Here is a 13,823-nt window from a genome sequence, read left to right as displayed (position 1 = left end):
GTGGATTTACAAGCCGATGCCATAGACCGCGTCATTAAAAACGCCATACAAGTCATGGAAAACAGCAAATATCAAATGTTCGAAATTATGGACGCGACTCGCGATGAGCTGAAAACACTCAACGAGGAGTTAAAGTCGGTGCTGAAGGAGACGGCGGAAACGATCGAGAAAGTAGATCAATTGGAGCTGAACTACCGTCGTTCCCGGATCCGGCTGACGGAGGTTAGCCGTGACTTTGTCCGTTATTCCGAGCATGATATCAAGCAGGCGTATGAGAAAGCAACACAGCTGCAGCTGGATCTGATGATTTATCGTGAGAAGGAAATGTATCTGAAGGCCCGTCGGGATGATCTGCAGAAGCGTGCCAAAAATGTGGAAGCTTCTGTGGAGCGTGCCGAGACCATCGGTTCGCAGATGGGTGTTGTACTCGAGTACCTGTCAGGTGAACTGGGTCAAGTGACCCGGATCATCGAATCTGCCAAAAATCGACAAATGATTGGTTTGAAAATAATTTTGGCCCAGGAAGAAGAGCGGAAACGCATTGCTCGTGAGATTCATGACGGCCCTGCGCAGATGCTCGCCAATCTAGTGCTTAGGACGGAAATTGTAGAAAGAATGCTCATTAAGCAGGATTTTAAGATGGTCCAGGCCGAAATAGTAGATTTGAAAGGCCAGGTTCGTTCCAGTCTTGAAGAAATGAGAAAAGTAATTTTCAATCTGCGTCCTATGGCACTGGATGATCTGGGACTGATTCCAACGCTTCGGAAGTACGTGCAGGATTTTGAAGTAAAAACGAAAATCCGGTCGCTTTTTGAAACAAGAGGCAAGGAACATCGTTTATCTTCAGCCATGGAGGCTGCAATCTACCGCCTCGTGCAGGAAGGTCTGTCGAATGCTGCAAAGCATGCTTATCCCACATATGTTGTAGTGGAAATTACATATCAGGCTCAGCTCGTCAAAATTGTCGTTCAGGACAATGGGCTTGGGTTCAAACCGGAGCTTCTTGCGAAGAAAAGCAAGGATCATACCCACTTCGGTCTGATTGGGATGAGAGAACGGGTTGAACTGTTAGAAGGAAGAATAGAGATTGAATCCGGAGAAAATCAAGGAACCAAAATAGTAATTCATATCCCGACAAACGTGGATAAGGGGAAGGAGTAGCAGGATGATGGAAAACCGTGATACTGGTAAAGCATCAATTAAAGTTCTTTTGGCTGATGATCATCAGCTGTTCCGTGAGGGACTGAAACGCATTTTAAATATGGAGGACGACATTGAGGTCATCGGCGAGTGCGGCGATGGTATCCAAGTGCTCGAATTCTGCAATCAGGATAAGCCTGATATCGTATTGATGGATATTAACATGCCGATCGAAAATGGGGTTGAGGCAACGGAGAAATTGCGTGAGCTGTTCCCTGATGTCAAAGTGATTATCTTGTCCATTCATGATGATGAAAGTTATGTATTTGAGACGCTTCGTAAAGGGGCTAACGGATACTTGTTGAAGGATATGGAGGCCGAGTCTCTGATCAATGCGATTCGTTCCGTGCATGAAGGACATGCGTTCATTCATCCGAAAGTAACCGGCAAACTGATCATGCAGCTGCGTCGTATGACGTATCTTAATGAAACAGGGGCAATGAGTGAAGGAGCTTCGAAGGAAGCAGGCGTTAAATTTGTCGCTGGCGACAACAACCCGCTCACACGTCGTGAGGCTGAAGTACTGCGCTTGATGGCAGAAGGTAAGAGCAACAAAATGATTGGTGAATTCCTGTTCATCAGTGAAAAAACGGTAAAAAACCATGTCAGCAGTATTCTGCAGAAGATGGAAGTGGACGACCGTACACAAGCTGTAATCAATTCGATTAAATATGGTTGGGTTACGCTCTAATACCTTATTTTTTCTTAAAGTAATATTCTTATCGGAAGTCAGTCCATTGGTTGATTCAACCTGATGAAGTATAGATTGGTGTACACTCGCGCCCTTTCCAGAATGTTGGATTGGTCTGCGGGTTAATGGACTTTATCGCTGTGAATGAGCAAAGTGTAAAGTTGTACGGAACATATGTTCAAGCTTAGGCGTGAATGAATGACCTGGCCTGTCTTTCTTCGTCCGGTGTCGATCAGAATGGAATATGAGTGATAGGAGTTGCAAGTGTAACCCTTCAGAAAGTACAGCATATACTGCTGTATACAGGGATGTTCGCCATGGGTGAGCATGACCTTCCGAGGAGGTGCAGTTGCCATGGTTGCTCATCTGACTATGATTCTGCTCATATACTTCCTGGCGGCAATGGCCGTTCATGCCATGCACCAGCGCCATCTTTCCCGTCCGGAATCTGAAGGCTTCGAGCAGATCCTGCTCATCCCTTCCAATCAGGCAGGACGGATCGAAGGCACTGTTAGAGCACTTTGCCGGGAATTGTTATACCGTGGAAAGAGCTTCAGATTAACAGTTGTCGCTGATCGTACAGAAACGGAAACGATTACGATTATTGAAAAGCTTATGCAAAGGCAAGGAATGGAGACATCTTATCTGCCTGCTGTCCCTGCTGATATTGAACGGGTAGCACAGACCGATCACACGTTTCGCTTGATTGATTTGCGTGAGCCAAAGCAATAAATCTGGGTGTGAACGAAAATTGGATGGGTATTTCTCAGATCTACAGTGAAAAGATTACAGCAGAAGCTGTAGTCTTTTTTTTGTAATTGTAGCCAAGTCTGCTTTTAAATTAAAAATGGGTTTTTATGCAATCTATGGTTATTGTCTGGGTGTGGTGAATTCTTGATCAAAGAAATAAGCTTTTCGAAGTCAGAACTCTTAATTTAAAAGTATAGACGAAGCAGACTGGAAAAAGTTTCGCAATTTTAAAGAAAGATTCTGGTTATTAGAAGAATTTATATGATGCATGACTAATCTTGTGATGTAGAGAATCAATTGGTATAGTGATAAGTAGATTGATCGTATGAAGATTGAATATGGACATGAAGCACATGCTCCGGCGAACAGCCGGGTTGGCATGTGCTTTTTTGCGTTCGGAAAATGTGCGATGGGGGAGGAGAGTAAATGAAAGTTGCCTTATATGTATGCCGTGTACGGGAAGGGTGGAGGATGATCTTGTCTCTCGATGTTCGAGTGGATGTGGCTTGGTGGCTAGAAGGGGGAAGTGGGCGACATGTGCTGCGCTGGTTGTTGTTGGATCCAGCGTTGCCGTTAAGTCAGGCATCTTGGTTGGTTGAACATTTTGAGATGGAGCGGGGCATGGATCAGTGGGGCGAGCGCGAATGGCAGAGTTATCTTGCGCGGAAGCTGGATGTGTATGAACTGGCCTCAGGGGAAACAGAGGCTAGGAAAGCTACAGCGGGCAAAGCGGGGAGTGCCGCTGTGCGTGGCATTCAGGTAGGCGGGATGCCAGAGACGTATCCCGCCGGGCAGTGGGCTCAGCTGGAGCGGGACGCGGCCCTGCTGGCTGAGCGGATCAGCGGCCGCCAATTACTGGCGGCCGAGGCGGAGGCGTTGCTGGCGGATACCGCCCAGCCGCCAGGGGAGTGGCGCGCGGCTGCACAGCTCGCGCGCTTGCATGGGCGGCTGAGCATCACAGCCGCCCTCGAAGGGCCTGCCACGCGCCGTCGGCACGCGTGGCTTGGACGCGCGCGGAGCGCGCCCCGCTGCCACCGTTGTGGCAGCGAAGCCAGGCAGCGCGTGCCCTGCGCTGCCTGCGGCCTGGCGGCGTGCGCCTACTGCGAGGCTTGCCTCGCGCTGGGGCGCAGCCGTGCTTGTGCGCTGCTGCTACGCAGTGCAGCGCAAGGGGCCGTGCCACGACGCGGCGAAGCACCGCGTGGCACGGCCTTGGCCCCCACCGGCGGCAGGCTTGCCCGGTGGGGGCTTAGCGCAGCGCAGAGCGCGGCAGCAGCCGCGGCGCTCGCGTTTTTGGCCCGGCCACCCGCAGGGGATGGGCCGGGGCGGTTTTTGCTCTGGGCCGTGACTGGGGCCGGCAAGACCGAAATGATTTTCCCACTGCTCCAACATACAATGGATCGTGGCGGACGAGCTCTGGTCGCTACGCCGCGCAGGGACGTGGTGCTGGAACTGGCTCCGCGTCTGGCGAAGGCTTTCCCGGATACCTCACTCGCTACCCTTTACGGAGGCAGTGACGAACGCTGGAAAGACGCTCAGCTCACGCTTGCCACTACACATCAATTGATGCGTTTTTATCAGGGGTTCGATCTCGTTATCATCGACGAACTGGATGCTTTCCCCTATCACAACGATCCTATGCTCGCTCACGCGGCGGCATCCTCCTGTAAACCGGAGGGGAATTTCGTTTATCTATCTGCCACACCGCCTGCTCGGCTCCAAAGGGAAGCAGCACAGGGGAAACTCAATCATGCCAAAGTTCCAGTACGTTTCCACCGTCATCCTTTGCCCGTGCCAAGATTGATCAAGATGGTTACCGTTGCTGAATGTATTAAGAAACGAAATCTTCCTTCTGCCTTGAAGACTAACATTCAAATTTCATTGCAGCGTGACGCCCAGGTATTTGTCTTTGTAACACGCATTGCCCAGATTGAGGCGTTTGTGAACCTGATGCGTCGTACCTTTCCCGGAATTCATATCGAAGGAACTTCATCTCAGGACCCCGATCGCGCTAGTAAAGTTACAGCCTTTCGTGAACGTATAATTCGTCTGCTCGTAACCACCACAATTCTGGAGCGTGGCGTAACCATTCCGCGAAGCGATGTCTTTATATTGGATGCAGACAATGGTCTCTTTGATGAGGCATCGCTGGTTCAGATGGCGGGCAGAGCAGGGCGTTCCAAGGATGATCCGGCGGGTAGAGTGGTTTTTGCATCGTCTCGTCGGACACGTTCTCAGGTGAAGGCCGTTGCACAGATTCGGAAAATGAACGCTATCGCTCGTCGCAAAGGCTATCTGCATTCGCCATCCCAAAGATAATCGTCATCTACCAAGTTTATATCCATATTTTACATTCACCAGACTGGAGGTTTGCATCCTAATGTTCAACTGGCTCAGTGACATCACCGATCACGCGCAGTACTTGACTCAGCGCCTTCACCAACTGCTCGCCCCACCGGGTGCGACTTGTCTGACATGTGGCACTCGGGCGATCCTTTCTCCACTCTATCCAGATATATGTCTACGTTGTGTGAAGCAGATTCCATGGATTCGTTCCATCCGCTGCCTGCGTTGTGGTCGGGGTGTCGGTTGCCCGGACTGTGCTCGTCCACACATGCAAAACCGTTCTTTTATCTCCAACCGCAGCGCCGTACAATACAACCCTCTTATGAAAGAATGGATAAGCATGTACAAATTCAGAGGCCATGAACGCTACGCGCCGCTCTTAACCGCACTGTTGATTCAAGCTTTTCAAGCGATGAGCGAGGAACAGAATTCTGCTTCGGCAAAAGAACCCCCAGCCCCCGTGGCTCATTCCGCCACACCTGCTCAACAAAAGAAGCCGCAATGGCAGCCTGACGCGGTCACCTATGTTCCCGTGAGCAGCGAGCGCCTGGCCGAGCGCGGCTTCAATCAGGCGGAGCGGCTGGCCGCAGGACTTGCCACCGCCTGCCGCCTACCCATCGTTGATCTGTTGCAGCGCCAGATCAACACCACCAAACAAAGCTTTAAATCACGCGGTGAGCGTATCGAAACGATGAAGAATGCTTTTTCCATCAACCCGGATGGCATGCAGTTAATTGAAGAACTGTACAGGGAATCTTATCTGCCAACACAGATGGGCATGTCACATGCCAAACCCATACAGTTACTGCTGATTGATGATATATATACAACAGGTAGCACCTTGGACGCTTGTGGACGAGTTATCCTAAATAGATGCTTCTCAATGGAGATTCCGGTCGAGATTTACACGCTGACACTGGCAAGATCCTAATTAACAAATGGACTTGTTGTCTATTTGTGGAATGCTTACTTCTTGATACACGAATAATATGTTCAACGGGAGGAGATAGAAGTGATATTTTAAACTAAAGTAGCCATGAGTGGGCTTGCGTATATATGCATCCTGTTCCCTCTTTTGTTTTGCAAATAGACTATGGCTTCATCAGAGAAAATAAGGTAATGTATAGTTATTATCTATTCGGAAATGGAAGTTTGAGAGGGGCGTTTTAGCGATGAATCTAGGTAATTGTCCTCGCTGTGGTAAATTATATGCGTTAAATTTTAGAGATGTATGTTCAAACTGTATTAAGGAAATAGAGCTGGAATATCAGATCTGTGTAGATTATTTGCGCGAAAACAAGGGCACCAACATACAGGAACTATCCGATGCAACAGAAGTTTCAATTAAAAACATTACCAAGTTCATTCGTGAGGGACGAATTTCCATCGAGAATGCCCCGAATATGATGTATCCTTGTGAAGTATGCGGTACATTGATTCGTGAAGGTCATATGTGTGATTCTTGCCGTCATCGTTTGACGAAAGACTTGGCAGGAGCAGCTCGTGAAGTAGGTCAGAAGGATAACAACAATGTAGGCGGACGAACCTACAATGCTGTCGACAAACTACGCGATTAATAGGAGCGAGGGCTCAAATACATGTTTTGCTATAACAAATGTTTTGAAACGTACCGATAAACTTATTAAAGATTATCGGTTTTTTTTATTATCCTAATCATTTTGATAACATAAAGATAAAGTAAGAAAAACGTATATCGTCGTAAAACCCTAATGTGGAAGGAAGTGCAGTTTAAATGAAAATCAATGAACCGAGTAGAATTGGCGCCATCAATTCATATCAAAGGAACGTTGAATCCAATCAGCAGGCTGATGCCAAGAAGAGCCGCCGTAAGGACGAAGTATCCATTTCTCCGGAGGCGATGAAGATGCTTGAGGAACAAAGTCGTACACAGGATGCAGGACGCATACAACGGATACAGGAACTGAAAGAACAGGTTAGTTCGGGAACGTATCAGGTAGATAGTAGCAAGCTTGCTGACAAGCTGCTGCCGTATTTTAAGTCTTTTGATAAGGAATAGGTGATCACGTAATGGCAGCACTGGACAGATTGATTGCAGTTTTGCAGCAAATGGAACAAAGTCACCGCGATATGCTGGCACTCAGCGAGGTCAAGAGACAGGTCATTGTCAAAAACGATGTGGATGAGCTCATTGCCCTCCTCAACAAAGAATCTCGATTCATGAAACAACAGGAGCCATTGGAGATCGAGCGGCAGAGCGCAGTTCACGAACTCCTACAGGAGCGAGGCATCAAGTCCATGCTGAACCTGAATATCACCGAGATCTCGAAGCTGATTTTTGATCCGGCTGACAAACAGCGATTGCTTGAAGTCCAGAAGAAGCTGGCGGGAACACTGCAGGAGTTAAAGGAAATCAATCAACTGAATCAAAAGCTGATCGAGCAATCATTGATGTTTATTGACCTATCCATGGACATCTTTGCTTCTCGACCAGAACAGGATGCCACGTATCAGCATCCTGCTGATAAGAACGGTAATCCAGGGCGAATCGGTCTGTTTGACACGCGTGCCTGATTAATTAGGGGGAAACCAGGTGACATCTACATTTCATTCAATCGAAACGGCTAAACGCAGTTTGTTCACACAGACGACAGCTCTTAGCACAACAGGCCATAACGTAGCCAATGCCAACACGGAAGGCTATTCACGACAAAAAGTAAACATGCAGGCATCCATTCCAATGGAGCCGTTCGCATTTCTGCATAGCACAACACCAGGACAGCTCGGTACAGGGGTAGAGTTCGACTCCATTACCCGTGTGCGTGAAAAATTCCTGGATGACCAGTATCGCAATGAAAATACCAACTTCGGAAGTTGGTCCATTCAACGAGATACACTTGAGAAACTTGAAGCTATTGTAAACGAACCATCCAATACTGGTTTTCGCACTGTTATGGATAACTTCTACAAATCATGGTCAGATCTAAGTAAAAACCCAGAGGACGTTACAGCACGTCGGATCGTGAAAGAAACGACTCTGGCGCTAACAGATGCGATGAACCAGATTAGCCGCCAACTGGATGCGCTCAGTCAGGATCTGGACAGTAACATTGCAGTGAAAGGTAATGAAATTCAGGGCTATCTGGGCAACATTGCAAACCTTAATAGTGCTATTGTGAAAGTAGAGTCTCTTGGCGATAATGCCAACGATTTACGTGACCAACGTGATCTAATGACAGACAAGTTGTCTAAGATCATGAACGTTACAGTTACAGATTCTCCGCAAGGATACCAAGTTCAGATGAATGGACAGGCACTCGTCACAGGCGGGGCAGTACAAGTAGCGGTAGATCCTGCTTTTCTGAATGCTGCGTATACAGCAGGCACGCTCACCAACGGCGAGGTCCATGGCATGATCAAGTCCAGAGACACGTTGGTGACGGATTATCAGAAACAAATGGATGACTTAGCTAATACGCTTGCCAACGGAGATATGCAGATTACGCTGCCAGCAGGCTCCGTCCTGCCAGATAATACTGTTCTGGATGGAGTGACATATACTGGAGCTGCACGTACACTGACCGCTGATTTGACTGTTACGGTTAAAGGCTTAAACGGTTTGCATCAATTGGGATACAGCATGGATGGAACGACTTCTCCCGGATTGCCATTTTTCACATCATCTGATGGTGGAACCGCGATCACTGCTGGCAATATTTCTTTGAATGCAGCGATTCTGTCTGATCCGAATAAGATTGCGACATCTTTAAGAACAACTACTGATGCCTCAGGCACAGAGACTGTAATCAAGGGGAATAATACACTGGCGAATCTACTTGCCAATCTGAAAGATACGCCCATGAAGTCTGCTGATGGTTTACGTAATGCAACGGTTGGTGCTCAGTTCAGTGCCATTGTGGGACAACTCGGGGTCCAATCTCAGGAGGCGGCACGTCAGACATCGAATTCGGAGTTCCTTGTAGAACAAGTAGATACTCGCCGTCAATCGGTTAGTGGTGTTTCCCTGGATGAAGAGATGGCTAACATGATCAAATTCCAGCATGCATATAGTGCATCAGCACGTTTTATGACCACATATGACCAATTGCTTGATAAATTGATTAACTCTACCGGTACGGTAGGCAGATAATAGAAGGGAGTGACTAGAAGACAATGAGAATAACAAATAATATGCTTAGCTCACAGTTGATTCTTAACCTGAACCGGAATGCGCAGCAGATGAACAATACGCAAACTCAATTGGCCACAGGCCGTAAAATCAATAAACCGTCTGACGACCCTGTAGGGATTACATACTCCCTTCGTTATCGTGCCGAGCTGTCTTCCAACGAACAGTATCAAAAAAATGTGGATAGCACGATTTCATGGTTGGATTTTAATGATACGGTAATGGATCAGGCGGGCAGTGTAGTTGAACGTTTAAGGGAACTAACGGTGCAGGCAGGGACTGGAACCAACCCACAAGCTGCACTGGATAGTATTAATGAAGAGGTAATGCAACTTAAGGCACAACTCGTTGATATTGCAAACAGTAAACTGAACGGGAAATACATTTTCAATGGCGAAACTTATGATCAAAAACCTTATGACTTTCCTACAAGCGGTGATGGTTCATTTGATACAACCAATGCAGCAGCAGTGATAACCGACCCTGGCAAGATTAATTTCATTGTTGGTGAGAGCATACAAATGCCGATTAACGTAACTGGTAATGAGTTTTTTGGGAATTCAACCGACACAGACAATCTATTTGTAATATTCAATACAATCAGTCAAGCACTTACAGATGGGAATTTGGAAGAACTGTCTAATCAGCTTGATACAATTGACAGTCGCACAGACAAAATGCTAGCTATTCGTGCAGAGGTTGGGGCTAAAACCAACAGGGTTGATCTTATGCAAGGAAGATTAAGTGATCTAGAGGTTAACTTGACAGATTTGCAATCCAAAGTAGAGGATGCGGATTTTGCTGAATTAGCTATTCAATCAAAAATTCAGGAAAATATCTATAATGCTTCGTTGTCTACTGGTGCCAAAATCATTTCTCAGTCCTTGGTTGATTTCCTTAGATAAATAGGAAGGGTGATCTTTTGAAAACCATTCCCACCCTACAAATTCACACTACTCCTTCAATTTTGCATATTGATGCTGATCTGGGTCAGCAATCTATTCGTCAACCGAAGGCAGATGTTCAGATGAAGACGCGTCCGTCGAAACTGACCGTGGAGAGTCATCCGATCCGCTTCGAGGTTGATCAGAGCAGAGCAATCTCTGCCTATACTGGCGGCAACATGATTGATATGAATGCTCGCATATACTCAGGGATCGAGAAATTATTTCTGGAAAATATGGCTGAGCGTGTTCAGCAAGGGAATGAGCTGGCGGCTATACACAAGCCAGGCAATACGATTGCGAATATTATAGGGACCAATTGGAAGTCCAAGCCCTTCCCCGAAACAAGAACGCCCGCCTCTATGGATAACGTGGATATACGCATTGAGACGCGTGCACCAAGTGTTCGTTTCGAAGCGGCTGTCTCTGAGATGAACGTCATCGTAAATAAACCTGAGATTGAGTATCAGCGTGGCAAGTTAGACATTTATGTTAAGCAGTATGCTTCTGTACAATTCACTCCACCTGCTATAGATCTGGAGTTATAAGCTATAATGAAAGCTATAGACGGTCATTCGTATGCCTGCTATAGCTTTTTTTGCATCAAAAAAACTATCGCCAAGGAGGCGTTTATGATTAAGATTCAGACAAGCATGTGGGGAGAAGTAGAGGTCAAGGGCGAAGATGTATATCAATTCCCGAAGGGGTTACCTGGGTTCGATGAAGAGACTGAATTTGCATTGGTTCCTTGGGAAGATACGCCGTTCAGTTATTTACAATCCACAAGGGAGCCGGGACTGGCATTCCTTTTGGTAAATCCATTTACTTTCGTACCAGATTACTGCTTTGAATTGGGAGAGGTAGATAAGGAAGAACTGGAGATTATAGAGCAAGTATCCGTGTATTCTATGGTGACCATCCATTCGCAGGCGAACAAATCAACAATGAACCTGCTTGCACCCGTAGTTCTTAACCCCGAGCAGCATGTAGGGAAACAAGTCGTGCTCCATCAGTCTTCTTACGATACACGCCATCTGATCTGGGCAGAAGACGATGCCAAGTCAGTGAAGGGTGGAGTGTAAATGCTGGTATTATCACGTAAAAAAGGCGAGTCTATTATCATTCAGGATCAGATTGAAGTGACTGTGCTCGCTGTAGAGGGAGATACAGTGCGAATTGGAATCTCCGCTCCCAAGCATATTGATATATTCAGGCAGGAAATATATGCATCCATTCAAGAGACGAATCGGGAGTCTGCAACCCCGCTTGCAGCCAATATTGAAGCCTTTATGGAACGTCTACGAAATACAGAACTCAAAAAAGATTAAAAATATTCCAATTAGCTATAAACAGTTGCTCACCTTCCGCCGATATATTATATAGACGCTGCTTCGGCAGGGCGGCCGACCTTAATGTCGCGGCGTTTACCACAAGGATGTGGAACTAACTTAATTTCAGGGAGGAAATACCATAATGATTATCAACCACAATATTGCAGCAATGAACACACACCGTCAGCTGTCTGTAAACACAACCAACACTAACAAGTCGATCGAGAAGCTGTCTTCGGGTCTGCGTATCAACCGTGCAGGCGATGACGCTGCTGGCTTGGCAATTTCCGAAAAAATGCGTGGACAAATTCGTGGTTTGGACATGGCTGCCAAGAACTCACAAGATGGCATCTCGCTGATCCAAACAACTGAAGGCGCACTGAACGAAGTGCATTCGATCCTGCAACGCCAAAGAGAACTGGCAGTTCAATCTGCTTCGGATACAAACGTGACAGCAGATAGAACTGCTTTGAAAGATGAATTTGATCAGCTTACAGAAGAAGTCGGACGTATCAAAGATACGACAGAATTCAACACAATGAAGCTGTTGAATGGAAGCGCAGGAACTGCTGGCGTATTGAAGCTCCAAGTGGGTGCGAATGCTACTCAATCGATTGAACTGGATTTGGGTAAAGCTGGAGTAAAACTGGATGATATTGAAACAGCAATCGCAGCTGCAAACATCAGCACACAAGGTGGAGCGGATACTGCGATTACTACACTTGATACTCAGATCGCTTCCGTATCTTCGGGCCGAAGCTACCTGGGTGCCGTTCAAAATCGTCTGGAGCACACAATCAACAACTTGAATACTTCGTCGGAAAACCTCTCTGCTGCTGAATCTCGTGTTCGTGACGTTGATATGGCGAAAGAAATGATGGCACAAACCAAAAATAACATCTTGGCGCAAGCTTCGCAAGCGATGTTGGCACAAGCAAACCAACAGCCGCAAGGCGTTCTGCAATTGCTTCGTTAATTTTAAAAGATTGTTTAGAAGAACCAGAGCATCTAGCTCTGGTTCTTTTTTGTTTTTATTTTTTAAAAAAGGTTATGAGCTAGGTTTGTTTTTCCGATAGTTATAGTAACGACGCTTCAAAAGAAAGGAAGAAATTTTTACATGACTCAAACTATTCTTTCAGCACAATATATGCAAAAATTTTCTTGTATCGGTTCTGCATGTGAAGATAGCTGCTGTTCCGGCTGGCGCGTAGACATTGATGAAAAAACCTATCAAAAATATCGTAAAGTTAAACACCCGAAGTTAACTCCTATGTTCAAAGAATTTGTTTCCAGAAATCGATCAAATCCAAATAAATTTAGATATGCTAAGCTCAAAATGGATGATAATCATAGCTGTTCATTTTTAAATGAAAAAAAATTATGCTCGATTCAATTAGAATTAGGAGAATCGTATCTTTCTAAAGTTTGCAGCACATATCCACGGAATATTAATAGAGTGGATGAAGGGCTTGAAAAATCAGGAACAGTGTCTTGTCCTGAAATTGCCAGATTAGCTTTGCTCAATCCTGATGGAATTGAATTTGATCAAATTATTCAAAGTGGAGAGGCAGAATCTAGCCGTCATAGAGTGTTGCATACCCAAAATGAAAAGGCGAATCCAATTGCTGAATATTTCTGGGATTTAAGAATTTTCACCATACAGATTTTGCAGGATCGAAATTATGAGCTTCAGAATCGTTTGATTTTCTTGGGAATGTTTTATAAAAAACTTGATGAATATATGAAAGCAAGTCGCTATAAAGAAGTGCCTCATTTGATTTCTAGCTATAAAATTATGTTTAATGATTCGAGTTTGAAAAATTCTTTTGATGCAATCCCCGTGCAACAGGTAGTACAAATGGAATTGATTAAAAAGATTGCTCAGCAAAGATTTGTTTACGGTATAGGAAGTAAGAGATACGTGGAACTGTATGATAAGGTGATAAAAGGATTGGATGCATCTGAAAATTCGCTTTTGGACGAAAAAGCTGCTGCATATGATCGTGCTTTCCACTCTTACTATCATCCTTTCATGTCAGAACACGAATATATTTTGGAAAATTATCTGGTCAACCATGTTTACCAAAATCTTTTCCCTCTTTCTGGTTTTGATGAAATCTTCGACAATTACGTCTTGCTTGTCATCCACTATGCGATTATTAAATTGCATCTTATCGGACTTGCTGGTGCGGAAGAAGGTCTTAGTCAAGAGTCGATAATTGCTACAATTCAGGTTTTTTCTAAAGTAGTTGAACATAATAGTTTGTTTTTAAGTGGGATCTTTAATCTCTTAAAAGAGAACGGTTTTACAAGTATGGCTTACATGTCTGTATTGATCAAAAACTAACTTCAAAAAAGCAAATTTTCGGAATTCCTAAACCATTCACTTCTTATTG

Annotated in this window: 15 protein-coding genes; all 15 read left to right on the top strand. The window is 45.6% G+C overall.

Features of this window, described 5'->3' with window-relative positions; translation table 11 throughout:
- The 15 genes from FS628_RS18460 (at window position 1) to fliB (ending at window position 13,774) form a co-directional block, all read left to right on the top strand.
- On the top strand, window positions 1-1,161 hold the full coding sequence (locus tag FS628_RS18460; RefSeq protein ID WP_074092506.1) for a sensor histidine kinase: 1,161 nt from the start codon (window positions 1-3) through the stop codon (window positions 1,159-1,161).
- 7 nt (window positions 1,162-1,168) lie between these two features.
- Window positions 1,169-1,891 (top strand): response regulator transcription factor, encoded by a 723-nt coding sequence (locus FS628_RS18455; RefSeq protein ID WP_026081439.1) that lies wholly within the window; start codon window positions 1,169-1,171, stop codon window positions 1,889-1,891.
- Window positions 1,892-2,245: 354 nt separating this feature from the next.
- Window positions 2,246-2,623, top strand: a complete 378-nt coding sequence (locus tag FS628_RS18450) for a hypothetical protein (RefSeq protein ID WP_145324381.1) — start codon at window positions 2,246-2,248, stop codon at window positions 2,621-2,623.
- 444 nt (window positions 2,624-3,067) lie between these two features.
- Window positions 3,068-4,957 carry a helicase-related protein gene (locus FS628_RS18445; RefSeq protein WP_145324379.1) on the top strand — a complete coding sequence of 630 codons (1,890 nt, stop codon included), beginning with the start codon at window positions 3,068-3,070 and terminating at the stop codon, window positions 4,955-4,957.
- 103 nt (window positions 4,958-5,060) lie between these two features.
- On the top strand, window positions 5,061-5,915 hold the full coding sequence (locus FS628_RS18440) for a ComF family protein (protein WP_145324377.1): 855 nt from the start codon (window positions 5,061-5,063) through the stop codon (window positions 5,913-5,915).
- Window positions 5,916-6,156: 241 nt separating this feature from the next.
- The gene (locus FS628_RS18435) at window positions 6,157-6,561 is read left to right on the top strand and encodes a TIGR03826 family flagellar region protein (RefSeq protein WP_145324375.1); all 405 of its coding nucleotides are present in this window, start codon (window positions 6,157-6,159) and stop codon (window positions 6,559-6,561) included.
- A 176-nt stretch (window positions 6,562-6,737) separates the two neighbouring features.
- On the top strand, window positions 6,738-7,022 hold the full coding sequence (flgM, locus tag FS628_RS18430; RefSeq protein WP_047840678.1) for a flagellar biosynthesis anti-sigma factor FlgM: 285 nt from the start codon (window positions 6,738-6,740) through the stop codon (window positions 7,020-7,022).
- Window positions 7,023-7,033: 11 nt separating this feature from the next.
- The gene (locus FS628_RS18425) at window positions 7,034-7,537 is read left to right on the top strand and encodes a flagellar protein FlgN (RefSeq protein WP_145324373.1); all 504 of its coding nucleotides are present in this window, start codon (window positions 7,034-7,036) and stop codon (window positions 7,535-7,537) included.
- A 19-nt stretch (window positions 7,538-7,556) separates the two neighbouring features.
- Window positions 7,557-9,113, top strand: coding sequence for a flagellar hook-associated protein FlgK (gene flgK / locus FS628_RS18420; protein ID WP_145324371.1), 1,557 nt, complete (start codon window positions 7,557-7,559; stop codon window positions 9,111-9,113).
- Window positions 9,114-9,136: 23 nt separating this feature from the next.
- Window positions 9,137-10,057, top strand: a complete 921-nt coding sequence (gene flgL, locus FS628_RS18415) for a flagellar hook-associated protein FlgL (RefSeq protein WP_145324369.1) — start codon at window positions 9,137-9,139, stop codon at window positions 10,055-10,057.
- A gap of 17 nt (window positions 10,058-10,074) precedes the next feature.
- Window positions 10,075-10,644, top strand: coding sequence for a DUF6470 family protein (locus FS628_RS18410; protein ID WP_145324367.1), 570 nt, complete (start codon window positions 10,075-10,077; stop codon window positions 10,642-10,644).
- Between the two features lie 84 nt (window positions 10,645-10,728).
- Window positions 10,729-11,178 carry a flagellar assembly protein FliW gene (locus FS628_RS18405; protein WP_145324365.1) on the top strand — a complete coding sequence of 150 codons (450 nt, stop codon included), beginning with the start codon at window positions 10,729-10,731 and terminating at the stop codon, window positions 11,176-11,178.
- Entirely contained in the window at window positions 11,179-11,424 is a 246-nt protein-coding gene (csrA, locus tag FS628_RS18400) for a carbon storage regulator CsrA (protein WP_145324363.1), read from the top strand.
- A 145-nt stretch (window positions 11,425-11,569) separates the two neighbouring features.
- Complete coding sequence (locus FS628_RS18395) at window positions 11,570-12,403, top strand: flagellin N-terminal helical domain-containing protein (protein WP_145324361.1); 834 nt, start codon at window positions 11,570-11,572, stop codon at window positions 12,401-12,403.
- Between the two features lie 141 nt (window positions 12,404-12,544).
- Window positions 12,545-13,774 (top strand): flagellin lysine-N-methylase, encoded by a 1,230-nt coding sequence (fliB, locus tag FS628_RS18390; protein WP_145324359.1) that lies wholly within the window; start codon window positions 12,545-12,547, stop codon window positions 13,772-13,774.
- Window positions 13,775-13,823 lie beyond the last annotated feature (49 nt).

Source organism: Paenibacillus xylanexedens (assembly GCF_007676705.1).
GTDB classification, from domain to species: domain Bacteria; phylum Bacillota; class Bacilli; order Paenibacillales; family Paenibacillaceae; genus Paenibacillus; species Paenibacillus xylanexedens_C.
This window is presented reverse-complemented; position numbering and strand designations above follow the sequence as displayed.

Bases quoted from the DNA above. Each gene is read 5' to 3' on its own strand.
- FS628_RS18455 (WP_026081439.1), top strand. From the start codon at position 1,169: ATGGAAAACCGTGATACTGGTAAAGCATCAATTAAAGTTCTTTTGGCT.
- FS628_RS18435 (WP_145324375.1), top strand. From the start codon at position 6,157: ATGAATCTAGGTAATTGTCCTCGCTGTGGTAAATTATATGCGTTAAAT.
- FS628_RS18425 (WP_145324373.1), top strand. From the start codon at position 7,034: ATGGCAGCACTGGACAGATTGATTGCAGTTTTGCAGCAAATGGAACAA.
- flgM (WP_047840678.1), top strand. From the start codon at position 6,738: ATGAAAATCAATGAACCGAGTAGAATTGGCGCCATCAATTCATATCAA.
- FS628_RS18405 (WP_145324365.1), top strand. From the start codon at position 10,729: ATGATTAAGATTCAGACAAGCATGTGGGGAGAAGTAGAGGTCAAGGGC.
- FS628_RS18450 (WP_145324381.1), top strand. From the start codon at position 2,246: ATGGTTGCTCATCTGACTATGATTCTGCTCATATACTTCCTGGCGGCA.
- fliB (WP_145324359.1), top strand. From the start codon at position 12,545: ATGACTCAAACTATTCTTTCAGCACAATATATGCAAAAATTTTCTTGT.
- FS628_RS18395 (WP_145324361.1), top strand. From the start codon at position 11,570: ATGATTATCAACCACAATATTGCAGCAATGAACACACACCGTCAGCTG.
- FS628_RS18445 (WP_145324379.1), top strand. From the start codon at position 3,068: ATGAAAGTTGCCTTATATGTATGCCGTGTACGGGAAGGGTGGAGGATG.
- flgL (WP_145324369.1), top strand. From the start codon at position 9,137: ATGAGAATAACAAATAATATGCTTAGCTCACAGTTGATTCTTAACCTG.
- csrA (WP_145324363.1), top strand. From the start codon at position 11,179: ATGCTGGTATTATCACGTAAAAAAGGCGAGTCTATTATCATTCAGGAT.